A 23,293-nucleotide genomic window follows, 5' to 3' on the forward strand; every position below is an offset into this window, starting at 1 on the left:
TCTATGACCGCGAGCGAATCCGGTCCAATTTCTCTGATGAATCACCGCTTTTTCCCGGCGGTGTCGCCCCGTTTTCGCTTCGAATCGCCTGAGGCAGCGGCGATTCGACCCATTTCGGGCGTCAGAAGGCCTCGATTCCGGCCTTCCTGAAATAGACCAGCCGCTTCAAGTTGTAGCAGGCCGCCATCATCGTCATCGCAAAGTTCGCCCGCTCCTGACCGATGGTACGCAGCAGCTTGCCACCCATCTGCTCGATGGCCCCGAATACGTGCTCGACCCGCGCGCGCGTCTTGGCGATGCGTTTGTTGCGCCGTTGCTGGCACTCGGACAGCGGCTTGTTGCGCTTGCCCTTGCGCTGGATCCGATTCCGAAACCCGTTCTCCTTCAGCCAGGCTTCACGCTGCTCGGACGGGTAGCCCCGGTCGGCATAAACATCGCGGCTCGTGTTGCGCGTGTCGAAGACGTTGTCGAAGTGCTGGCTGTCGTGCGTGCTGGCCGTGTCGGTCTCGAGTCTGCGGATGATCTTGTATTTCTTGTCTGCGTTGATCGAGAGCTTGTAGCCGAAGTGGCTCTTGCCGTGCTTCTTCGTCCAGGTCGCATCGAGATCCTTCTGGCGCCGCTTCGCCGGGCGCCACGAGGCGGGCATTGCGCCTTGCTCGATCAGTTCCTTCTCGCCGCGCCTGTTGTGCTGCTTGGGCGCCGGCACCAAGGTGGCGTCGATGATCTGACCGCCGCGCGCGATGAAGCCCTTCTGGAGCAGCTGCGCCGAGACCCCGTCGAACAAGGCCTTCGCCCCCGCCTCACCGATCCGGTTCTCGAAGGTCCACACCGTGGTGCGGTCCGGGACGTTCGTCGCGTTCGCCAGGCCGCAGAAGCGCTTGTAGCTCATGCGGTCGAGCAACTGGTATTCCATCTGCTCGTCCGAGAGGTTGTACAGGCGCTTCACCACCAGGATGCGCACCATCGTCTCGGTCGGGTACGGCGGGCGCCCGCCTTGCGCACTCACCGGACGGGGCGCCACCCGATCAACCTCGGCCGCCAACGCCGCAAAGTCGATGTGCGACTCGATCTCGGCCAGCGGGTCGCCCAGCGCGTCGATCTTCTGTCGGTGGGCATCAAAGGCAAACAGGTCGGTCTTGATGGCGCTGCGCGGTTTCATCGATGTCGGCTGTGGCGAGATTCAGGAGGATGTAATTTTACCAAGAGCGGGAGAGGCGAGGTTTTTCGAGGCGCCCTGTAATGTATCTAGCCATATCTTCTTCCCCATCATCAAAGGCTGAATTTGCAACAACCATCATAGTAAACAGGGAGGCTACATCAACATTGCATTTCACTACTTCTCTTTTTGAGAGATTTTGCAAAGCCTCCTTAGCCCATGTCGTTATACACAACTCAGGCCGCCTCATCGCGTAGCGCCTGTATGGTGGCGGCGGCATCCATGACGCGCTGCAAGCCCAGCCAGATGGTCTTCACACCCGGCTCGCCGTCGCCCTTGCGCGCCAGGAAGCCGCCGAGGGTGGCGATCAGGCGCAGCACTTCGTTGATGGTGGGCGGGGTGGCGGGCGGTTTCTTCTTCGTGAGCAGATACGCGCCGCGGATCTCGTCGGGGTCGAAGAAGAGCGTGGCATCCAGCTCGGGGCAGGTTCGGCCGGTGCGCATCAGATGCGCGATGCGCCAGGCGACGACCATGAACAACGCCAGCGCGCGCTCCAGGCGCTCGATGGCGGACAGTTGCAGCGCTTCGATCCGACAGCCGTTCTTGAGCACGTGAAAGAAAGTCTCGATCTCCCAGCGCGCCCGATACCAGTCGATCAGCTCGACCACGTCGGCAGCCGTCGCAGCTTCCCGGTTGGTGAGCAGGCGCCACTCCACGGGCTTGGTGCCGGCCGGCGCGCCGATCTCGCGCGCCACGATGCAGGTGGCCGATACCGTGCCCGCCTTGCCCGCAGGCAGGCTGACCCGTCGGGCCCACAGTTGCTGGCGCACCTCGCGCGCCTTCTGGCCGTGGCGCGAGCCCATCGTGAACACGATCTCGCCCAGCGGCTCGCCTGCGCAGGTGTGCGACCACAGCTTCGCGCCCTCTGGCAAGCAACGGTTGTGCTTGGCCCGCACCAGCCAGTCGGCCGGCGTGCCCAGCGTCTGGGCGCGCAGCATCATTTCCATCAGATCCGCTTCGCGGTCGGCTACATACACCAGGCGGGTGGTCGCCATCCCCGTGGCCAACTCCGCGACCCGCTCGTAGCCTTCGGGCCAGCGCGCGCTCTCCTTGATGCTGGTGCGCTCGCCTGGTTCATCGACATCCTCGCGCGCCCACATCCACGCATCGAGCACGCCCAGCGGTTCGCGCTCGGGCGTCACCGCATAGGTCGGGTGCAGGTACATGCCGCGGCGCGCCTCGTAGTTCAGCCGCCCCAGACCCGCGATGCCCTGCCCGTTGAAGTCCAGCTCGGTCGTGTCCTGCAGGCACAACACCACCGGATGGGCACGCATGCGGCTGCGGGTGCGCTCCCAATGCGGCGCCAGGATCGCCTGCCAGTCGACCTCGTCGTTGCCCAGGAAGCGGTACGCGGCAACCGTCTCGCCCCAGCCCCGGCACGCCATCGGAATGCCCGCCGTCGGCTTCGCCGACAACCGCTCCATCAGCACCTTCGCCCGCTTGTTCAGTCTCTCGTCGCCCAGCGCCATCCCCGCAAACTCCTCCACCACCCAGCTCTTCGTCGCCAACAGGTCACCCAAATTGCAAAAGTAGACGCGTTTTTATATGGGTTTACAAGCACTTCGTGTAAGTCATTGAAGGTCAACGATTATTCAGATCGGCGTGCCGGCGGTACGGAGTTGTGTATAACGAGATGTCCTTAGCCATTGCGCTTGCACCATAAACATTAGTGGCATCGGTTCCTAGGGTTGTTAAAATCTCCAATGAAATCAACATAAATTTATTCTCAAGCTCCTTGGGGTCTATATCATCTGAAGCAAATGAATCTTCCAGTTCTTCCTCAAATAAACCAGACCAAGCCTCCTTCATCTCTAAAGCATCCTGGGAGGCACGTTTTCTTTCCTTGACACCAATTCTTTCATTCTTTGAGTTTAAGTTGTGCCACTTGTAAGCGAGATGAACAATCGATTCAGCCTCTTTGTCAATCTTTTGCCCGTTTCTATTTGTCAAAATATACACAAGCTTCATGGCGGTGATAGGTACATTTAGAGCCTCACGAATAACGCCGGATTCAGCGGCTAAGACTCCAAATTTCAATGCTTTATATAATGATAACTTTTTACCATCATGACTATCTGTTTTGCCGGCTGCCATTATGAACCACTGGGAAACGAACTCTTGACTAGGCACATTCCCACAAATGGCAAGATTTTCTAGAGCCGCCATATATTCGCGCGCATTTTCTTTTTTTGACCATAACTGAAAAATATCAGGCTGGCACAAATCCTCCGTAGTCGCGGAATTTTGCAGAATACTCTCCTTGAATTTCAAGGGGGTAGATGTGTCAATTTTTTTTCTCTTAAATATCGAAAACAAAATAGCCCTCGCAATGCATTGGAAAGAAAACTAGGAGGTTCTGAAATGTTACGGATCGCCATTTAAAGAATAGCGTTCATCCACCGCTGGCAGAGGACGGGGTCAAACTCGGGGCCCCGGAATCGGCTTCGCGAGCAGCGCATTCTGCCCGCCGCTGGCGAAGTCCGCCAGCTACCGGAAGACGCTGCGCACGTTTACGCCAAAGGCGGCGGCCACGCTTTGCACCGTCTGCCCCTCGCGGACCGCCTTGATGGCCTATTGGCGCATCACCTGAAGCGAGTGGTGGTCGATTGCCCGGCCGTCCGAGTTCCGTTTGCATTTCATGCACGGATTATCTCATGCCGTGACAATACTTACGAGAAGGTTGGTAATAGCCATCATTTAGCTCATTCCATGGCGAATGTTTGTAATGTTCGGAAAACCCCGAATAGGCACAGCTTCGATGTTGATAAAGCATTTTGCAACGGGCGAAATAATCTCGAGAAGCGTCTTGTCGAGGTCGCTGAGACTCTCTTTTACGCGAAGTAGCTGCCAGCGATTCATTACGAATGCCGCAAAATCGGCTAGCTGAATTGGGTGAACCAAGTGCGAACTGGCGAACAGAATTACCCCGGCGCAGAAGGTCGGCGCCAGACCTGGAATTACGATTGATTTTCCACTGGCAAGTCGCCCTTCGTCCACCACGACACAGGCCGTCGCGGACTCACCGTCAATCGCTTTGAGATGCATGCGAACCCGCAGCAGTGCAAAGATCAATGCAAGGTCTTCGTGATTGGAAAATTTCAATGGGCCGAAAGTCTCTGGCCAAACGGCACGACCCAGTATGTCAGAAGCGTTGTCGGGGTCGAAGGTCTGCACAAGCACTTGAAATCGGTACGTCGCAAATATATAGGACATGAACCGAAATATACCCAGGCGCTGCTGTAAGTTTAGCTTTTGGAACTCTCCTTTTCCTGCCCATATCTCCGTGAAGTGAAACTCGGGTTCGTTGAGCCCAAGCTGTTCAAGAAAGGACAATGCATTCGGCAGTTGATCCATTACCTCGGACGTTAGGTGAGGTGGAACGATTACCGCAACCCAAGACTTGCGCTGCTCATTCAGTCCGGGAGTCTTCAAGCCTGGCGATCCCGTGTCGTCAATGAAGACGCCATAGTGGCGGCCAGATCTGAGTTCGGCTGCAAAATTGACAGTTGGATGTTGTGGCGAATTCATTACGGCTAACGAATAGCGCTGATCCGCAGCTGAAGGCATGTGGGATGAGTGCAGGCGATCATGGCAACATTTGAGTAGGCAGAATGGGCTGGCGGGTCGATAGACGGAATCGGTCTATTGCACTGGCCGAACGTCATGCGATCCTGTGCTTTAAGGCATGGAAATGTCATCGAAGACGACGCTAGCCGACGTTCCTGTGCGGTGTCAAACGAGCAGGTCAATATTTCCCTTATGTCGCGCAACTCGTTCATGGCCAATGAGCAATCCGTCACGCTGGCGCGTACGAGCCGCGTGTGTTGGCGCGAGTCACCTGGGAGCGCTGTGGGGCGAGGTCAATCGTGTCACAGGCAGTTGGGCCGGCCGCCGCGGGCCGGTAGTTGCGGGCAGGTGCGCGGTCGGTGATTCAGTAGAGCAGGTATGAGGCGCGCTCCGCACCCCACACCGCCTCGTCGGCCGCCGCCAGCGCATTGAGGTCGCCCGGCGCCGCAGCCGGGTCATCCACCCACTCCCGCAGCAGCGCACTCCCGTTAATGAGGTCGATCGCGAGGCGATCGTGCTCGTATTCGTATGCGAAGTCGCGCCACAGCGGGTAATCCGGCTGCAGCAGACGCAGCGCCTTGAATGCGAGCGCCTGCACGCGCCACGGGCGGAACGCGCCGTGGTCGTAATGTGCGGCGTCCTCGACGTGGATCTGCAGGCCGTTGCACAGCAGGCCGGCGTGCTTGTGGAAGGTCGGCTCGAACCAGCATTCACGCAGCACGCAGCCGGCGAGCCAGTCGGGCGCGAGCGCGCGCATCGCGGCGAGCAGCGCGCGGGCGTCGATGTCCGGCGCGCCGAAGAGTTCGAGCGGGCGCGTCGTGCCGCGGCCTTCCGACAGCGTCGTGCCTTCGAGCATCACCGTGCCGGCGTACGCGCGCGCCATCGACAGGTTCGGCGCGTTCGGGCTCGGGTTGATCCAGCTGCGCTCGCCCGCCGGCCAGCCGTAGCCGGGCGCTGCGTCCGGCTCCCAGCCTTGCATCGGGATCACTTGGCAATCGACGTCGAGTCGCAGCGTCGCGATGAACCAGCGCGCGAGCTCGCCCATCGTCAGGCCGTGGCGCATCGGCAGCGGCCCGGCACCGACGAAGCTTTCCCAGCCCGCTCGCAGCAGCAGGCCTTCGACCGGCCGGCCGGCAGGATTCGGGCGATCGAGCACCCACACCGTCTTGCCGTGCTCGGCCGCGGCTTCGAGCACGTAGCGCAGCGTCGTGATGAACGTGTAGATGCGGCAGCCGAGGTCCTGCAGGTCGACGAGCAGCACGTCGAAGCTGTCCATCATCGCGTCGGTCGGTCGGCGTACCTCGCCGTACAGGCTGAACACCGGGATGTGATGCAGCGGGTCGATGAAATCAGGCGACTCGACCATGTTGTCCTGCTTGTCGCCGCGCAGCCCGTGCTGCGGCCCGAAGGCGGCGGTCAGCTGCAGGTCCGGCAACGCGGCGAGCGCGTCGAGCGAATGGACGAGGCTGCGGGTCACGGAAGCGGGATGCGCGAGCAGCGCGACACGGCGTCCGGCGAGCGGGCGGCGCAGCGCCGCGGTGTCGAGCAGGCGGTCGAGGCCGAACTGAATCGAGGAGGTCATGAGGTCCTTTGCCGAAGCCGCGGAATCTTTGCGACGTATCCGGTCGTGAGCGCGAAGCCGTCGCGGAGGTGAAAGTCGGGGGCCGGGCCGGGGTGGCGCAGGGCCCAGTACGAGCGCTTGCCGTCGATGTCTTCGATGACCGCCGTCAGCCCGAGTTGCAGGTCGTCGAGGCTGCCCGCAGGCAGCGCGGCGGCGTGAAGGCGGACGTCGACATCGAGGCGTCTGCCGGCGGCGTGCGTGACGATGCGCGGCGCGACTGCCGCCAGTGCGGGCGCAGCTTCGTCGTCGTGCTCGCGGTAGGCGCGAAACGCATACGCTGCCCATTCGCCGGACGGCGAAAAATTGAATTCACGGTAAGCGCCGGTGCCGGGCGCAGCAACGAAAAATTCGAAGCACGTGTGCGCCCACAGTCCGTCTGCACGGCTGGCCGGACGCGGCGACGGAATGCGCAGTCGCGCCAAGTCACCGTGCAGCCGGTAGCGCAGGCCGAGCGTGCCGCCGGGGGCGACGTCGACCCGCACTTCGAGCGCTTCGACCGCCGGGCACGGCGTCCGCGGATGAGGGAGCAGCGCAATGGAATCGCTGGCGCCGATCATCGCGGGAGTCAGTCGAGCGCCAGCGCGACCGAGAGATAGACCTGACGCGTCGCCGGATTGATCATGTGCCTGCCCTGCAGCATCTGTTCGCTGCCGTTCGCGATCTCCTGGTGGCGCCGCCCGAGATTGAGCGCGCTCAGCGCGAATCGCAGCGGTTTTCCGCCGAATCGCGTCTCGTAGCTGAGGTTCGCATCCACTGTGGTATAGGACCGCGCGAGGTAGCGAAAGCGCGGCACGTAGCCTTCGCTGCCGGCGAGCGGGCCCATGCGCAGTACGCTGATCATGCTTTTCCAGCCCGCGCCGTAATCCTGCAGCCAGCTCAGGCTGACGGTGTAGGGTGCCGTACGGGCTTCGAGGCCGCGGTTCCCCGCGTCGCGGTCGATGAGGCTGTGCGCGAGACGCAGTTCGGTTCCGCTGCGCGGGCGTGCGACGAGCTGGTATTCGATGCCGCGCAGCGTGACCGGCCGGTTGAGGTTCTCGTAGCGTGTCGAGCCGAGAAAGCCGGCGAGGACCGGCGCCGGCCGCAGGTCGGGCTGTGGCACGCGCACGACGAAGTCGTGGATGCGCTCGTTGAAGAGACGCACGTCGAGGGTCGTGTTCCACGCCGCAAAGCGGCCGAAGTAACCGAATTCGACGGTATCGATGCGCGCCTGCCGCAGATCCCGATGCGGCAGGAACGGGCGGGCCAGGAGTTCTCCGCTGGCCGGGTCGATGGCGCGGATGTCGCCATCGCGTTCGAAGAGATTGTGCTGGCGCCAGGCGCGCGAATAGCCGCCGCGCAGCGTGTCGGTGTCGGTCGCCTGCCAGTTGGCGAACGCGCGCGGGCTGAAATGCGCGGGCGCAGTCGAATATTTCTCGTGGGCGCCGCCAAGGTTCAGCGTCAGGCGCGCCAGCGGGCGCCATTCCGCGTTGCCGAACAGGCGGTACAGGCGCTGCGCAGCGGGGTTGCCGGTGGAGAACAGGAACGGCGCGTCGACCTCGTCGCGCCGCGCCCCGATGCCCCACACCGCTTGCATGGTCGGTGCCGGCCTGCTGCGATGTTGCAATTCGAGGTGGTTGCGCACGCTGTGCCGGTTGCGGTCGAGCGGCACGAACGGGTAACCCGGCGCGCTCGCGATCCATTCGTCCCGCACCCGTTCGGGCGCCTCGAAAAACCTCGCCTCTCCCGCTCTTGGTAAAATTACATCCTCCTGAATCTCGCCACAGCCGACATCGATGAAACCGCGCAGCGCCATCAAGACCGACCTGTTTGCCTTTGATGCCCACCGACAGAAGATCGACGCGCTGGGCGACCCGCTGGCCGAGATCGAGTCGCACATCGACTTTGCGGCGTTGGCGGCCGAGGTTGATCGGGTGGCGCCCCGTCCGGTGAGTGCGCAAGGCGGGCGCCCGCCGTACCCGACCGAGACGATGGTGCGCATCCTGGTGGTGAAGCGCCTGTACAACCTCTCGGACGAGCAGATGGAATACCAGTTGCTCGACCGCATGAGCTACAAGCGCTTCTGCGGCCTGGCGAACGCGACGAACGTCCCGGACCGCACCACGGTGTGGACCTTCGAGAACCGGATCGGTGAGGCGGGGGCGAAGGCCTTGTTCGACGGGGTCTCGGCGCAGCTGCTCCAGAAGGGCTTCATCGCGCGCGGCGGTCAGATCATCGACGCCACCTTGGTGCCGGCGCCCAAGCAGCACAACAGGCGCGGCGAGAAGGAACTGATCGAGCAAGGCGCAATGCCCGCCTCGTGGCGCCCGGCGAAGCGGCGCCAGAAGGATCTCGATGCGACCTGGACGAAGAAGCACGGCAAGAGCCACTTCGGCTACAAGCTCTCGATCAACGCAGACAAGAAATACAAGATCATCCGCAGACTCGAGACCGACACGGCCAGCACGCACGACAGCCAGCACTTCGACAACGTCTTCGACACGCGCAACACGAGCCGCGATGTTTATGCCGACCGGGGCTACCCGTCCGAGCAGCGTGAAGCCTGGCTGAAGGAGAACGGGTTTCGGAATCGGATCCAGCGCAAGGGCAAGCGCAACAAGCCGCTGTCCGAGTGCCAGCAACGGCGCAACAAACGCATCGCCAAGACGCGCGCGCGGGTCGAGCACGTATTCGGGGCCATCGAGCAGATGGGTGGCAAGCTGCTGCGTACCATCGGTCAGGAGCGGGCGAACTTTGCGATGACGATGATGGCGGCCTGCTACAACTTGAAGCGGCTGGTCTATTTCAGGAAGGCCGGAATCGAGGCCTTCTGACGCCCGAAATGGGTCGAATCGCCGCTGCCTCAGGCGATTCGAAGCGAAAACGGGGCGACACCGCCGGGAAAAAGCGGTGATTCATCAGAGAAATTGGACCGGATTCGCTCGCGGTCATAGATGCGCGGCAGGATTCATTGAAGACCTCGGGTTATTCGAGGTGCCCGTTCGTGAGTGTGGTAATAATTCAGCATCCATTCCTCGCCGTCGCCCACGGCGTGGCGTCCTTTCAGGTGCAGCGTCGTGGTGTGACTGCGCGTGTCGCGTGGTCCATTGTTGCCGAACACCGACTCGGTGTAGCCCTCGCCGCGCCGTCCGGCACTCGCGCCGGCGCGCAGGGTCACGCTGTCCTGTGACGACAGTTGCCAGTCGCCGCGTAGCGTCGCGATATCCATGTGGTGCGCGTCGTGCACTCCATCAAAGCCGTCGTCGCGCCGTGAAGCGGCGTTGACCCGCAGCGAAACCGGCGAGCCTCCGCTGTTCGTCCAGCTCGCTTCGGCATCGCGCACGCCGCCGCTGCCGACCCGCAGTGCGCCGCCGGTGCCTGCGCCTTCGGCGCTGTGGCGCGTGATGATGTTGATGACACCGAGAAACGCGTTGGCGCCGAAGCTCGCCGCGTTGGTGCCGCGCACGATCTCGATGCGGTCGATTTCGTCGAGGGTCAGCGGCAGCGCGCTCCAGTCGACACCGCCGAACGCGCTCGGCGTGATCACCGAGCGTCCGTCGATCAGCACCTGCATTTCGGTCGGGAAATCGTTCGACAGGCCGTGGTACGTGACCCACTGGGCGTGGCCGCGCTCTTGACCGATCTGCATCCCGGGCACGAGCCGGAACACCCTGGCGAGATCGCGGTAACCGGTGGCGGTGAGCAGTTCGTGGTCGATCACCGTGACGGCGCCGGGCGCCTCGTGCAGCGGCTGGGGCAGCCGCGAGGCGCTGAGCACGTGAGGCAGTTCTTCGAGATACGGCACTTCGCCGGCACCTGCGCACGTCGCGATTGTGCAACTTGCGAACGGCACCCACAGGCATCGGGCAGTACGGGAAATCGTCATCGTGGTCGGGCGGAGGGCTGCGCAGCCGGCGGCAGCACGGCGCGAAGGATACCGCTTCTCCTACGTCGAGGGTATGGCCAGCCGCCTCCGCGTCATGCAGGCGCGAGTGGCCCGACGTGACAAAGACAATGTAAATGTTGATTTCAGAGGCCGGATTCCGCGCGCTGCCCGGAGGCGCATCCAGGGTGCGGTATGCCGCCAGTCCAGGCGTCATTCCGGGAATTCCTTGTAACAGGATGGACTGGAAAACGGGAACGGTGTGTTTCCGGATTCCGTCCGAAAATCGAGTGGCGCGGAGTATTCGGCCGACCCTCGCCGCGCGGAAACCTGTTTATGCAGTCAGGAGGTCATCATGAACATCCGGACCGGTGTTTCGGCAATAGTGCTGGCGATCGCTGCCAGCGGTTGTGCAACGTGGGACGACATGTCGTCGCGCGAAAGGAGTGCCGTGATCGGGGCGGGCGTCGGCGGCACGGCCGGCGCTGTCGTGAGTGACGGCGGAGTGCTCGGCACGGTCGGAGGCGCGGCGATCGGCGGCGTGATCGGCGACCAGATCGGCAAGCGGCGCCATCCTTGAGGTGTTTACAGCTTGCGGGAAGGTGGTTCCTCCGCCGAACCGCGGGTGTCCGGCGACAGGCACTCACGGTTCGATATTTTCGACGATGGCGTGTTGTATAGTCGGGCGCCATTGCTTCCGCATGACACACCATGATCGAACTCCTCACCGACCCGCAGCTGATATTCGCTTTCCTCACCCTCACTGTTCTCGAGCTGGTGCTCGGGATCGACAACATCATCTTCATCTCGATCCTCGTCGACAAGCTCCCGCCCGAGCGACGTGCTTTTGCCCGGCGGCTCGGCCTGTTCCTCGCGATGTTCATGCGCCTCGCGCTGCTGTCGCTCCTCGCCTGGCTCGCCAGCCTGAACAGGGCGCTGTTCGAGGTGTTCGGGCACGGATTCTCGGCGCGCGACCTGATCCTGTTGCTCGGCGGCCTGTTCCTCGTGTGGAAGAGCACCGGCGAGATCCACCAGTTGATGGAAGGGGAGGAAGGCGAAGCGTCGAGCGCCGTCAAGGCGACGTTCGCGGCAGTGATCACGCAGATCATCGTCATCGACTTGGTGTTCTCGCTCGACTCGATCATCACCGCGATCGGCATGGTGGACAACCTCGCCGTGATGATCGCGGCGGTCGTCGCCTCGGTCGGGCTGATGATGGTCGCCTCCGGGCCGATCGGCGACTTCGTCTCGGCGCACCCGACGGTGAAGATGCTGGCGCTGTCGTTCCTGATGGTCATCGGCGTCGTGCTGCTCGCCGAAGGCTTCGGCCATCACGTGCCGAAAGGCTACATTTATTCGGCGATGGCGTTCTCGGTCGTCGTCGAGATGCTCAACATCCGCATGCGCAAGCGTGCCGCTCACCCGGTGGACCTGCGCGAACCGTATGTTGCCGAGAAGGTGGCCGCCAAACGCGCCTGAAGAGACGGGTCGCGCGCCGGGGAAGCTCTCCCCGGCGCGGTTCGGGCTGCCGCTACCGGCTTTTGTCTGTCCCGCCCCCTTCGCGCTCCTCGCGGGCGACTGCCGACAGCTCGCGCAGATACCACGCCGCGTACGCGAATCCGGCGGCCGAGACCAGCGCCGTGAACAGCAGCGTGCGGTCGAATGGCAGTCCCGCCGCGAGATTGGCGACGACGACATAGCCGAGGTAGCACGCGGCGACGAGGCCGGCGAGGATGCGGGTGAGGGCGAAGATCTTGCGCTGGCGCAGCGTCGGAGTGGCTCGGGACATGACGATATCGTCGAATTGCGGGAGGGCTGCATCATCGCAGATTTCCGTCTGATCGCGCCAATCTGCTGCGATCCGGTAATTACTTGATAGAATTGGGCTTGTCCCGCCCGGCCGCTCGGCTCGGCGGCTTTGTTTTTTGCGAACCGATCATGGCCGATATTCCCGCCGCCACGCCTTCAGCAACCCCGTTCCCCCCTGAATTGCTGCGCGACGTCGAGCGCCGCCGCACTTTCGGCATCATCTCCCACCCCGACGCCGGCAAGACGACGCTGACCGAGAAGCTCTTGCTGTTCGGCGGCGCGATCCAGCTCGCCGGCACCGTCAAGGCGAGGAAGAGCGCGCGCCATGCGACTTCCGACTGGATGGAAGTGGAAAAGCAGCGCGGCATCTCGGTGAGCAGCTCGGTGATGCAGTTCGAGTACGCGGGGCACACCATCAACCTGCTCGACACGCCGGGCCACCAGGACTTCTCCGAGGACACTTACCGCGTGCTGACCGCGGTCGACGCCGCGGTGATGGTCATCGACGCGGCGAAAGGCGTCGAAACGCAGACGATCAAGCTGCTCGAAGTGTGCCGACTGCGCAACACGCCGATCATCACCTTCATCAACAAGATGGACCGTGAAGTGCGCGAATCCTTCGATCTGCTGCAGGAGATCGAGGAGGTGCTGAAAATCGACTGCGCGCCGATCACTTGGCCGATCGGCATGGGCAAGACGTTCCGCGGCGTCTATCACCTGCTCGAAGACCGCGTGCTGCGCTTCACACCGGGCGAGGAAAAGCGCAGCGAGGCCGAAGTCATCAAGGGCATCGCGAACGCGCAGCTCGACGAGCTGTTCCCGCTCGAAGTCGGCAAGCTGCGCGAGGAAGTCGACCTTATCCAGGGCGCGTCGAACCCGTTCTCGCTCGGCGACTTCCTCGCCGGCAAGCAGACGCCGGTGTTCTTCGGCTCCGGCATCAACAACTTCGGCGTGCAGGAGATCCTGCAGGCACTGCTCGACTGGGCGCCGCCGCCGCAGCCGCGAGTGGCAGGTGTCACTGTGGCGGACACCCGCCTCGTGATGCCGGCCGAAGCGCCGTTTTCGGGCTTCGTGTTCAAGATCCAGGCCAACATGGACCCGAAGCACCGCGACCGCATCGCGTTCTTCCGCATCTGCTCGGGCCGCTACAGCTCGGGCATGAAAGTGAAGCACGTGCGCATGGGGCGCGAGATGAAGCTCGCGAACGCGCTGACTTTCATGGCCAACGAGCGCGTGCTGATGGAAGACGGCGTCGCCGGCGACATCATCGGCATCCACAACCACGGCCAGTTGCACATCGGCGATACGCTGACCGAAGGCGAAAACCTCGGCTACAAGGGCATCCCGTATTTCTCGCCGGAACTCTTCAGCGCCGCGCGCCTGCGCGACCCGCTCAAGTCCAAGCAATTGCAGAAAGGCCTGCAGGAGCTCGGCGAGGAAGGCGCGATCCAGGTGTTCGAGCAGGAAGGCGGCAACATGCTGCTCGGCGCAGTCGGCCAGCTGCAGTTCGAAGTCGTCGCGCAGCGCCTGAAGGACGAGTACAAAGTCGACGCGATCTTCGAATCCGCCGACATTTACACCGCGCGGTGGCTGGTCTTCCCGGACGAGGTCACGCGCCGCAACTTCGAGCGCGAACAGGGGATCCGCGTCGGCAAGGATGTCGACGGCAACCCGGTGTATCTCGCGACGAGCCGCTACAACCTCGAAGTGACGATGGAAAAGTGGCCGAAAGTCGGCTTCCACGCGACGCGGGAACACGGCGAGAAGCTGAGCTGAAATCCGCGGCACGCCGCACGCGCGCTGCATCGCGACTTCTGTCAGCGCCCCGCGCCGAGGCACGCGGCGAGACCGGTCGCGATCTCGCCGGCCATCAGCGCCTGGCGCTGCGGATCGCGCAGCAGCAGCTCCTCGTCGCGGTGCTTGATGACCCCGGCTTCGAACAGCACCGCCGGCTGCCGCGCGCGATACAGTACGACCAGGTTGTCGTAGAAATGCACCGCATGTTGCCGGTCCGCATATTCCCGCCGGCGCCCGTTCTTCTCCGTCGGCACGAAACCCGCCCGCTGCAGCCGCGCCCCGATCGTCACCGCGCACAGCACGCTGCGTTCGAGATCCGGATTGCGGCGCGACACGAACAGCGAATGCCCCGCCCAGCGGTCGCTGTAGCGCTGCGTCTCGCCCTGCCATTCCCAGTATTCGAGTTCGGACTCGCCGACCGAATCGTGGTGGATCGACAGGAAGAAATCGGCGGTCGGCACCTGCGCCGGGCGCGCTGCGAGCGATTCGATCGTGCCCTCGGCGTTGACCAGTTCCGTTCTCACGTCCAGTCGTTCGAGCGCCGCGCTCACCTGCAGCGCAAGGTCGCGGTTGAACTCGAACTCCGCGCGCCCCCGCGCGCTCGTAGCGCCGGGTGCTGCGAGCGTGTGGCCGATGTCGACGGCGACAAACGGCGCCTTACCCGTGCCGGCATGCGCCGACAGGGTGATCGCCAGCGCAGCGGCGCCCATCAGGCCCGTCATGCTCGCGACCGGGAGCGCCTCACGCCGGTACGCGGTCATGAGGCCAAGCGAGCAGCCGGCGCGTATGAGCGGGGCGGTGACCCGGCGCAGGGGGATTGTTCTCCAAGTGAGAGAACGAACTTTGGATTGCTTTTCTCACGTGTCCCCCAGGGAAATTCCTTTGCTGTCCGGCAGCCTATCGAGGATAGCTGCACGCGGAGATCTGCCGATATCCGAGCGGCGGTTAATCTCAGGGGCGTGAGGAACACTTCCTGAGTGAAGACGATTCATCATCGCCCCGGATTACCCCATTCGAGGGCGAGTGACGTCAGGCTTTCCCGGCTTGGCAGGCCGTCGCAGCGCGGTCGATCATCTCCTCGACGGCGCCCCCTGCAAACCTCGCCGCCTGTCCGAGCGTGAGCTTGCCGTCGTCGAAGAGCCTGATCGCCAGCGATGTCCGTACCCCGCTTTCCAGCAACGCCTCATCGAAGGGTACCGCGACGAAAGCTGGCTTGCCGCGCTTGGTCACGACAGACATCTTGCCTTCCTCTGCAACGCGGACCACTTGCGCAGTGCGCTCGCGAAGATCTCGGGCGGTAAAGGCCTTCATGGACCCTCCTGGTGGACTTGCCATCAAATGATAGTTTCAATCCACACCCCCCGTCACCGAGGGGCGATGCGGCTGCGCCTCGTCGGCGAGCAGGGTCCGGAACTGGTTTCAATCCACGCCCCCCGTCACCGAGGGGCGATGCACCAAGATCAAGACGATCGGCAAGCTGCTGGACGAGTTTCAATCCACGCCCCCCGTCACCGAGGGGCGATGCCGTCGCAAAAGAGGACGACAACGGGCTGTACGTCGTTTCAATCCACGCCCCCCGTCACCGAGGGGCGATGCCAAGCGCGAGTTTTACCGGAGGTACGGCAGCGAAGCGGTTTCAATCCACGCCCCCCGTCACCGAGGGGCGATGCGGTTCGGGTGGTTAGGCATCTCAGCGGTTGGCCGAAGTTTCAATCCACGCCCCCCGTCACCGAGGGGCGATGCCGATCAGTTCGGCGGGGGGTTCATCCGCGAACTAGAGCGTTTCAATCCACGCCCCCCGTCACCGAGGGGCGATGCTTCCTGAGCTTCCCTCCCACACGCTTACGCACGTAGTTTCAATCCACGCCCCCCGTCACCGAGGGGCGATGCTGTTGACGCAGTCCCACTGCACGCCATGCAGCACGTTTCAATCCACGCCCCCCGTCACCGAGGGGCGATGCATGTTCCCCGAGGGGCAGGTGGTCAAGTTCGACCTCGTTTCAATCCACGCCCCCCGTCACCGAGGGGCGATGCCTCACGGATGTCGCGGTAGTCGAACACCGGCAGGGGGTTTCAATCCACGCCCCCCGTCACCGAGGGGCGATGCTCAATGCCGGCTGGGACAACCGCGGCGAACAGCTTGTTTCAATCCACGCCCCCCGTCACCGAGGGGCGATGCGCTGGAACGCCTACCAGCAGATCAAGGACAACCTGTTTCAATCCACGCCCCCCGTCACCGAGGGGCGATGCATCGTTCGAGTTCGTTCTGCGGCGTAGTCATATTGTTTCAATCCACGCCCCCCGTCACCGAGGGGCGATGCCAAGCTGGCGCCCGCCTCTTTGCGCCTCAAGTCGCAAATGTTTCAATCCACGCCCCCCGTCACCGAGGGGCGATGCCTGAGTGATGGCTGACAAAGACAAGAACGAATACCTTGTTTCAATCCACGCCCCCCGTCACCGAGGGGCGATGCCATGCACACGGTATTCACGGCATCCTCCCTGTCTCGTTTCAATCCACGCCCCCCGTCACCGAGGGGCGATGCGCGGCAGGCCGGGCGGTGCGCATCGTCGAGCGGGTTTCAATCCACGCCCCCCGTCACCGAGGGGCGATGCGTCCTGAACCCGGCTGACTGGGCGACGATGGAAACGGTTTCAATCCACGCCCCCCGTCACCGAGGGGCGATGCCGGCGGCAGCAGTAAAAAGTCGAGCACGAATACGACGTTTCAATCCACGCCCCCCGTCACCGAGGGGCGATGCGGCTGCCTCGCCGCGGTGAAGCAGGCGATCAGGGAGTTTCAATCCACGCCCCCCGTCACCGAGGGGCGATGCCCGGACTGCGACGGAAAGGGGCGGACTGAGAAGATGTTTCAATCCACGCCCCCCGTCACCGAGGGGCGATGCCGCGGATCAGCTTGATGTAGGCGTCGGTCCATCCCGTTTCAATCCACGCCCCCCGTCACCGAGGGGCGATGCGCGCCCGGCGAGCTTCGCCGACGCGGCGAACTTCGTTTCAATCCACGCCCCCCGTCACCGAGGGGCGATGCCACGGTCACCAATGCCGGCGTTGCCGGGTAACCACTGTTTCAATCCACGCCCCCCGTCACCGAGGGGCGATGCCGCGAGGCTAAGGCGTATCTCGGCGTGCAGGACGTGTTTCAATCCACGCCCCCCGTCACCGAGGGGCGATGCCTTGGCGCTTACGCCGTGATCGTGATTGCCGTCATGTTTCAATCCACGCCCCCCGTCACCGAGGGGCGATGCGTGGGATCGGGCGCTCGACGACCTGCAACTGATGGTTTCAATCCACGCCCCCCGTCACCGAGGGGCGATGCGCGTCGGTCCATCCGGCGTCGGCGAGCACGAGCTTGTTTCAATCCACGCCCCCCGTCACCGAGGGGCGATGCCACGTGAGTTGTGCGTCGAGTTCGCTTGGCAGGTTGTTTCAATCCACGCCCCCCGTCACCGAGGGGCGATGCCCGGCAGATCGCCGAGCACCGCGCCAAGCTCGAAGTTTCAATCCACGCCCCCCGTCACCGAGGGGCGATGCATTAGTTGCACCGACGCGAGCGCCGAGTCGACGTAGTTTCAATCCACGCCCCCCGTCACCGAGGGGCGATGCACGGCGACCCGCTGCGGCCGGACCTCGATTACCTGTTTCAATCCACGCCCCCCGTCACCGAGGGGCGATGCTTCGAGCAGTCCGGACGACACGCACGACCAGACCGGTTTCAATCCACGCCCCCCGTCACCGAGGGGCGATGCATGCGAGCGCCAGCGCCTTCACGGCCGAAGACGCCGTTTCAATCCACGCCCCCCGTCACCGAGGGGCGATGCTCGACTGCCGAGCACCAGGCGCTGAAGACCGCCCACGACAAGCTGTTTCAATCCACGCCCCCCGTCACCGAGGGGCGATGCCCCGAGATCCTCGCCGCGGACCTGATCGTCAGCCAGTTTCAATCCACGCCCCCCGTCACCGAGGGGCGATGCGGCTGCCCCGTGAGCGTGAAAACCTCGATCCATGCCGTTTCAATCCACGCCCCCCGTCACCGAGGGGCGATGCCTCGCCAGGGCGCGACCGGCCGCCGTGCTCATGTCGTTTCAATCCACGCCCCCCGTCACCGAGGGGCGATGCCTTCGCCGGTGCCTACCAGCGCGACGACACAGGCGTTTCAATCCACGCCCCCCGTCACCGAGGGGCGATGCCATGGCGAGGCGCGCCGCAGCGGGGTCGATGTCGGGGTTTCAATCCACGCCCCCCGTCACCGAGGGGCGATGCGGGTGAGCGCGTCGGCGATGAAAATCGACTCGGGGTTTCAATCCACGCCCCCCGTCACCGAGGGGCGATGCCGCACCTGTTCGTTCCAACCCCTCATGACCCACCTGTTTCAATCCACGCCCCCCGTCACCGAGGGGCGATGCCGTTCGACTTGATGACCGACGCCGCTTATCACGGCGTTTCAATCCACGCCCCCCGTCACCGAGGGGCGATGCCGTCACCACGGTCACGCTCGACCCGGTGCTGCGCGTTTCAATCCACGCCCCCCGTCACCGAGGGGCGATGCGCCCCACACTTGCCCGGCGAGCGCGACGGCCGTATCGTTTCAATCCACGCCCCCCGTCACCGAGGGGCGATGCCGGCGCTGCGCGATGCGTGCTGCGAACTCGCGCTGTTTCAATCCACGCCCCCCGTCACCGAGGGGCGATGCGCCGCAATCCGCAACGGTGCGGAGAACGTCACCGAGTTTCAATCCACGCCCCCCGTCACCGAGGGGCGATGCCGCTCGGCGCTCACGCCTCACCCTCGATCGGCGCGTTTCAATCCACGCCCCCCGTCACCGAGGGGCGATGCGATGGCCCGACGCGTCGGGTGCGGCACGCTGTCGATGTTTCAATCCACGCCCCCCGTCACCGAGGGGCGATGCACGATCGTCGGCCACGACAACCACGGCAACTACACGTTTCAATCCACGCCCCCCGTCACCGAGGGGCGATGCGAAGCCTTTTTGCGGGTCGTGGTTGTACTTGCGCGCGTTTCAATCCACGCCCCCCGTCACCGAGGGGCGATGCGCGGCGTGGTCGTGGGCGGGAGGGTTCGGTCAGGCGTTTCAATCCACGCCCCCCGTCACCGAGGGGCGATGCTTCAGCTTCTCGGCCTGCTCATAGAGATAGGTGTCGTTTCAATCCACGCCCCCCGTCACCGAGGGGCGATGCGCTGGCGACGGGTCGGTGGGAAGGGGGATCACATGTTTCAATCCACGCCCCCCGTCACCGAGGGGCGATGCGTGGCTGGGGCGGATTTTTTGCGGCTGTTGAGAGCGTTTCAATCCACGCCCCCCGTCACCGAGGGGCGATGCACAGTGATCGCCTGCACGTCGACGAAGGTTTTGTTGTTTCAATCCACGCCCCCCGTCACCGAGGGGCGATGCGATCCAGGAGGCAGTTGAGGTCTGGATAGAGGGCGTTTCAATCCACGCCCCCCGTCACCGAGGGGCGATGCCGGAATTGGAGCGATCAGCACCGTAGCGCCCGACAGTTTCAATCCACGCCCCCCGTCACCGAGGGGCGATGCTGGACCAAGATTGGCGGGGGCGATTCGGTTCGGCGGTTTCAATCCACGCCCCCCGTCACCGAGGGGCGATGCGGTCATCAAGGCGGTGGTGCACCGGCAGATCGAGGTTTCAATCCACGCCCCCCGTCACCGAGGGGCGATGCCAGGCGACGATTGATGCCGCAGACGCAGCCCAACAGGTTTCAATCCACGCCCCCCGTCACCGAGGGGCGATGCGCGCACCGATTCCGCGGTCGTCTTGCTGATCGACGCGTTTCAATCCACGCCCCCCGTCACCGAGGGGCGATGCCGATTCTCGGCTGCCTCAAGTTGCGCGGGGCTAAGGTTTCAATCCACGCCCCCCGTCACCGAGGGGCGATGCCCCGGACGTACTGGCTCAGCGGCGCACGGTCGACGTTTCAATCCACGCCCCCCGTCACCGAGGGGCGATGCGGGCATGAGCGACGCCGAGTGGGATTACCTGTACCGTTTCAATCCACGCCCCCCGTCACCGAGGGGCGATGCGGCTCGTCCATGTCCATGCACAGGACGATGTCGGAGTTTCAATCCACGCCCCCCGTCACCGAGGGGCGATGCGGTGAGGTCCAGGATGTGCCGCACGTTGCGCGGTGCGTTTCAATCCACGCCCCCCGTCACCGAGGGGCGATGCTCTCGTCCGTGGTGTCGAGCCGGTACAGCAAGAGGTTTCAATCCACGCCCCCCGTCACCGAGGGGCGATGCCGCATCAAAACGGCGCTGCTGTCGCGGCTGTCGGAAATCGTTTCAATCCACGCCCCCCGTCACCGAGGGGCGATGCTCGATAAGTACGACAAGGCGACGAAGCAGCGCAAGTTTCAATCCACGCCCCCCGTCACCGAGGGGCGATGCGCATCTTTGTTACCACTAAGAGCGAGGACAGAAAGTTTCAATCCACGCCCCCCGTCACCGAGGGGCGATGCGGCTCTGCATGTGCGAGGACTGCGCTCCGTCGTTCGAGTTTCAATCCACGCCCCCCGTCACCGAGGGGCGATGCGGCGCCGAATGGTCGCCTACACCGCCGACTGGATCGTTTCAATCCACGCCCCCCGTCACCGAGGGGCGATGCGATGCTGCCCAGTGAAGAGACAAGCGCGACCGAGGTTTCAATCCACGCCCCCCGTCACCGAGGGGCGATGCTGAGGTTCAGACTGCTGACCGAGTCCTGTGCGTGGTTTCAATCCACGCCCCCCGTCACCGAGGGGCGATGCTCCCGTCGAACCTTGATGGCCTGATCCTAGCAGCGTGTCGGACTATCCCCTGTAAAATGACGCGTCGCCCCTGGAACCCGAGAGCATGAGCCGCTTCCGCCCGATCGATCGCCAAACGGACTACCTGCTACCACCGTCGGTGCAGGACTGGCTGCCCGAATCGCACTTGGCGCGCTACGTGGTCGATGTGGTGGAAGGGCTGGACCTGTCGGCATTGGAGCGCGCCTACGCGGGTCGCGGTAGCGATGCCTACCACCCGGCGCTGCTGCTGTCGCTGCTGATCTACGGCTACGCGACGGGAACCCATTCGAGCCGCAAGATCGAGCGGGCCACGTACGACTCGCTGGCCTTCCGCTTCATCGCGTGCGACCAGCATCCGGACCACGACACGCTGGCGACGTTCCGCCGCCGTTTCGGCGATCAGTTCGCCGATGCCTTCGTGCAGGTGCTGCAAGTCGCCCGCGAGAACCAGCTCTCGCGCTTTGGCACCGTGAGCCTGGACGGTACCAAGATCCACGCCAACGCCAGCCGACACAGCGCGCTCTCGTATGGGCACGCCGAGAAGATCGAGGCCCAGCTCAAGGCCGAAGTGCAGGAGATGCTCGCGCTGGCCGAAGCGGCCGATCGGAGCTGCGTGCCCGAGGGCGTGGATCTGCCCGCGGAGATCCAGCGCCGAGAAGACCGGCTGGCCGCCATCGCGGCCGCCAAGGCCAAGATCGAAGCGCGCGCCAAGGAGCGCTTCGAGCGCGAACAGGCCGAGTTTGATGCCAAGCTGGCCAAGCGTCAGGCCAAGGCGGCGGCCACCGGCAAGAAGCCCGGCGGCAAGCCGCCGACCCCGCCTGCCCCCGGTCCGCGCGCGGACGACCAGCTCAATCTGACCGACGAAGACTCGCGCATCATGAAAGTGACCGGCGGCGGCTTCGAGCAGTGCTACAACGCGCAGGCGCTGGTCGATACGGAGTCGATGCTGGTGATGGTGCCCCACCTCACCCAGGCGGGCAACGACAAGGAGCAGGTCGAGCCGATGCTGGCCCGCATCGCGGCCCTGCCCGAAGGGCTCAATCAGCCCGACCAACTGCTGGCCGACACCGGTTTCTTCAGCGAGCGCAACGTCGAGCGCTGCCAGGCCGCCGGGATCGAACCGCTGATCGCGGTCGGGCGCGACGAGCACCATCCGGATTGGCGCCGCCGCTTCGAAGAGCCCGCCCCGCTCGAGCAGCCCGCCAGCCCCGTCGAACAGATGAAGCACGCCCTCAAGACCCGGGCCGGCCGCGCCGCCTACGCGCTCCGGAAACAGACCGTGGAACCGGTGTTCGGCATCATCAAGTCGGTGATGGGATTTCGCCAGTTCCTGCTGCGCGGGCTCGACAACGTGCGCGCCGAGTGGACCCTGGTGTGCTTGGCGTGGAACTTGAAGCGCATGGCCGTATTGCGTCCGCAGTGAGAAAAAAGGACAGGGGCATTGCGATTTCGGACAGGAAACCGCTGATTGGAACCTGAAATGCCGACCGTTTCTCACATTGTGAAATCAAGCCCCCGGATACAGCGCCGGCGGTGCTCAAGTCCGACACGCTGCTAGACCTGTTTCAATCCACGCCCCCCGTCACCGAGGGGCGATGCGGATATGACCTTCGGCTCGATGGTCGGATTCATGGTGTTTCAATCCACGCCCCCCGTCACCGAGGGGCGATGCATGATGTTGTCCTTGTTCATGGTCGGCGACTTATTGTTTCAATCCACGCCCCCCGTCACCGAGGGGCGATGCCCTCCTGGTGCGGGAGCAGGTCAGTTGTCGTCGCGTTTCAATCCACGCCCCCCGTCACCGAGGGGCGATGCGAGGAGAGATCGCCGGCTGCATCCCCATCAACGAGTTTCAATCCACGCCCCCCGTCACCGAGGGGCGATGCTCCCCACGATCTTGCCCATGCACTCGTTCTGGCTGTTTCAATCCACGCCCCCCGTCACCGAGGGGCGATGCCCGCCCCCACTGCCGCACCGCCTCGACGAATTCGCCGTTTCAATCCACGCCCCCCGTCACCGAGGGGCGATGCGGCGTCATCGCCTTGCTCGGTAGCGAACAAAAGCGTTTCAATCCACGCCCCCCGTCACCGAGGGGCGATGCGAACCCGGTCACGGGGACGATCCGCTGGTCATCGTCGTTTCAATCCACGCCCCCCGTCACCGAGGGGCGATGCGATCGAGTGCGTGTTCCGCTACCGCACGCGGACTGTTTCAATCCACGCCCCCCGTCACCGAGGGGCGATGCGGCGAACGTTTCCGCCTGCAGGGTCATATCGGAGGTTTCAATCCACGCCCCCCGTCACCGAGGGGCGATGCACTCTCCGGCACGGCGATCGATTGGGCCGCCAACGCGTTTCAATCCACGCCCCCCGTCACCGAGGGGCGATGCCGCACGATCAATGGCGTGAGCTTCAACGGCACGGCGTTTCAATCCACGCCCCCCGTCACCGAGGGGCGATGCTAGGTCGGGTTGCCGGCGTGACCGATGCGGAACCAGTTTCAATCCACGCCCCCCGTCACCGAGGGGCGATGCCCGACTACGCCGGAGCGTGGCAAGCGCTCGGAACGTTTCAATCCACGCCCCCCGTCACCGAGGGGCGATGCGT

At 64.0% G+C, this 23,293-nt stretch carries 16 protein-coding genes, 1 pseudogene and 2 CRISPR repeat arrays (1 of these 19 running past the window's edge); of the genes and pseudogenes, 5 read left to right on the forward strand and 12 right to left on the reverse strand.

The window, feature by feature from the left end:
* Positions 1–121 precede the first annotated feature (121 nt).
* From EBN1_RS09085 to EBN1_RS09120, 8 genes and pseudogenes are all read right to left on the reverse strand, one after another.
* Positions 122–1,159, reverse strand: coding sequence for an IS5-like element ISAzo11 family transposase (locus tag EBN1_RS09085; RefSeq protein ID WP_011236702.1), 1,038 nt, complete (start codon positions 1,157–1,159; stop codon positions 122–124).
* Between the two features lie 233 nt (positions 1,160–1,392).
* A complete protein-coding gene (locus EBN1_RS09090) occupies positions 1,393–2,736 on the reverse strand; it encodes an IS4-like element ISAzo5 family transposase (protein ID WP_083782920.1) in 1,344 nt (447 codons plus the stop codon).
* A gap of 61 nt (positions 2,737–2,797) precedes the next feature.
* Positions 2,798–3,487 carry a hypothetical protein gene (locus tag EBN1_RS09095; protein ID WP_157866602.1) on the reverse strand — a complete coding sequence of 230 codons (690 nt, stop codon included), beginning with the start codon at positions 3,485–3,487 and terminating at the stop codon, positions 2,798–2,800.
* Positions 3,488–3,706: 219 nt separating this feature from the next.
* Positions 3,707–3,856: pseudogene (locus EBN1_RS09100) on the reverse strand (helix-turn-helix domain-containing protein); the annotation flags it as partial.
* A 57-nt stretch (positions 3,857–3,913) separates the two neighbouring features.
* Positions 3,914–4,783 carry a hypothetical protein gene (locus EBN1_RS09105; RefSeq protein WP_157866603.1) on the reverse strand — a complete coding sequence of 290 codons (870 nt, stop codon included), beginning with the start codon at positions 4,781–4,783 and terminating at the stop codon, positions 3,914–3,916.
* A gap of 364 nt (positions 4,784–5,147) precedes the next feature.
* On the reverse strand, positions 5,148–6,365 hold the full coding sequence (locus tag EBN1_RS09110; protein ID WP_011237658.1) for an exo-beta-N-acetylmuramidase NamZ family protein: 1,218 nt from the start codon (positions 6,363–6,365) through the stop codon (positions 5,148–5,150).
* Positions 6,362–6,961 (reverse strand): DOMON-like domain-containing protein, encoded by a 600-nt coding sequence (locus tag EBN1_RS09115; RefSeq protein WP_049780238.1) that lies wholly within the window; start codon positions 6,959–6,961, stop codon positions 6,362–6,364. The genes EBN1_RS09110 and EBN1_RS09115 overlap by 4 nt, the downstream gene beginning before the upstream one ends.
* An 8-nt stretch (positions 6,962–6,969) precedes the next feature.
* Positions 6,970–8,196: a TonB-dependent receptor plug domain-containing protein gene (locus EBN1_RS09120; RefSeq protein WP_049780239.1), complete on the reverse strand. Its 1,227-nt coding sequence runs from the start codon at positions 8,194–8,196 to the stop codon at positions 6,970–6,972.
* On the opposite strand from EBN1_RS09120, the gene EBN1_RS09125 reads away from it, so the two are divergent.
* Positions 8,177–9,214, forward strand: coding sequence for an IS5-like element ISAzo11 family transposase (locus EBN1_RS09125; RefSeq protein ID WP_011236702.1), 1,038 nt, complete (start codon positions 8,177–8,179; stop codon positions 9,212–9,214). The genes EBN1_RS09120 and EBN1_RS09125 overlap by 20 nt on opposite strands.
* A gap of 134 nt (positions 9,215–9,348) precedes the next feature.
* Here the strand turns inward: EBN1_RS09125 and EBN1_RS09130 are convergent, their stop codons facing one another.
* Positions 9,349–10,185 carry a TonB-dependent receptor plug domain-containing protein gene (locus tag EBN1_RS09130; protein ID WP_011237660.1) on the reverse strand — a complete coding sequence of 279 codons (837 nt, stop codon included), beginning with the start codon at positions 10,183–10,185 and terminating at the stop codon, positions 9,349–9,351.
* 433 nt (positions 10,186–10,618) lie between these two features.
* Between EBN1_RS09130 and EBN1_RS09135 the strand changes: the two genes are divergently transcribed.
* Both EBN1_RS09135 and EBN1_RS09140 read left to right on the forward strand, forming a co-directional pair.
* Complete coding sequence (locus EBN1_RS09135; RefSeq protein ID WP_041646097.1) at positions 10,619–10,843, forward strand: glycine zipper 2TM domain-containing protein; 225 nt, start codon at positions 10,619–10,621, stop codon at positions 10,841–10,843.
* A 131-nt stretch (positions 10,844–10,974) separates the two neighbouring features.
* Complete coding sequence (locus EBN1_RS09140; RefSeq protein WP_011237662.1) at positions 10,975–11,742, forward strand: TerC family protein; 768 nt, start codon at positions 10,975–10,977, stop codon at positions 11,740–11,742.
* 52 nt (positions 11,743–11,794) lie between these two features.
* Here EBN1_RS09140 and EBN1_RS09145 read toward each other — a convergent pair whose 3' ends face one another.
* Positions 11,795–12,052, reverse strand: coding sequence for a hypothetical protein (locus tag EBN1_RS09145; protein WP_041646099.1), 258 nt, complete (start codon positions 12,050–12,052; stop codon positions 11,795–11,797).
* A 149-nt stretch (positions 12,053–12,201) separates the two neighbouring features.
* On the opposite strand from EBN1_RS09145, the gene EBN1_RS09150 reads away from it, so the two are divergent.
* Positions 12,202–13,848 (forward strand): peptide chain release factor 3, encoded by a 1,647-nt coding sequence (locus tag EBN1_RS09150; protein ID WP_011237663.1) that lies wholly within the window; start codon positions 12,202–12,204, stop codon positions 13,846–13,848.
* Positions 13,849–13,889: 41 nt separating this feature from the next.
* Here EBN1_RS09150 and EBN1_RS09155 read toward each other — a convergent pair whose 3' ends face one another.
* Positions 13,890–14,630, reverse strand: coding sequence for an N-acetylmuramoyl-L-alanine amidase (locus EBN1_RS09155; RefSeq protein ID WP_241762836.1), 741 nt, complete (start codon positions 14,628–14,630; stop codon positions 13,890–13,892).
* A 268-nt stretch (positions 14,631–14,898) separates the two neighbouring features.
* Complete coding sequence (locus tag EBN1_RS09160; RefSeq protein ID WP_049780240.1) at positions 14,899–15,180, reverse strand: type II toxin-antitoxin system prevent-host-death family antitoxin; 282 nt, start codon at positions 15,178–15,180, stop codon at positions 14,899–14,901.
* Between the two features lie 33 nt (positions 15,181–15,213).
* Positions 15,214–20,666: a CRISPR direct-repeat array (repeat unit 37 nt; unit sequence GTTTCAATCCACGCCCCCCGTCACCGAGGGGCGATGC).
* An 85-nt stretch (positions 20,667–20,751) separates the two neighbouring features.
* Between EBN1_RS09160 and EBN1_RS09165 the strand changes: the two genes are divergently transcribed.
* Positions 20,752–22,110, forward strand: coding sequence for an IS1182-like element ISAzo1 family transposase (locus EBN1_RS09165; protein WP_011236184.1), 1,359 nt, complete (start codon positions 20,752–20,754; stop codon positions 22,108–22,110).
* A gap of 139 nt (positions 22,111–22,249) precedes the next feature.
* A CRISPR array of direct repeats spans positions 22,250–23,293; the repeat unit is 37 nt; unit sequence GTTTCAATCCACGCCCCCCGTCACCGAGGGGCGATGC (it continues 924 nt past the right edge of the window).

It is taken from the genome of Aromatoleum aromaticum EbN1 (assembly GCF_000025965.1).
GTDB lineage: Bacteria > Pseudomonadota > Gammaproteobacteria > Burkholderiales > Rhodocyclaceae > Aromatoleum > Aromatoleum aromaticum.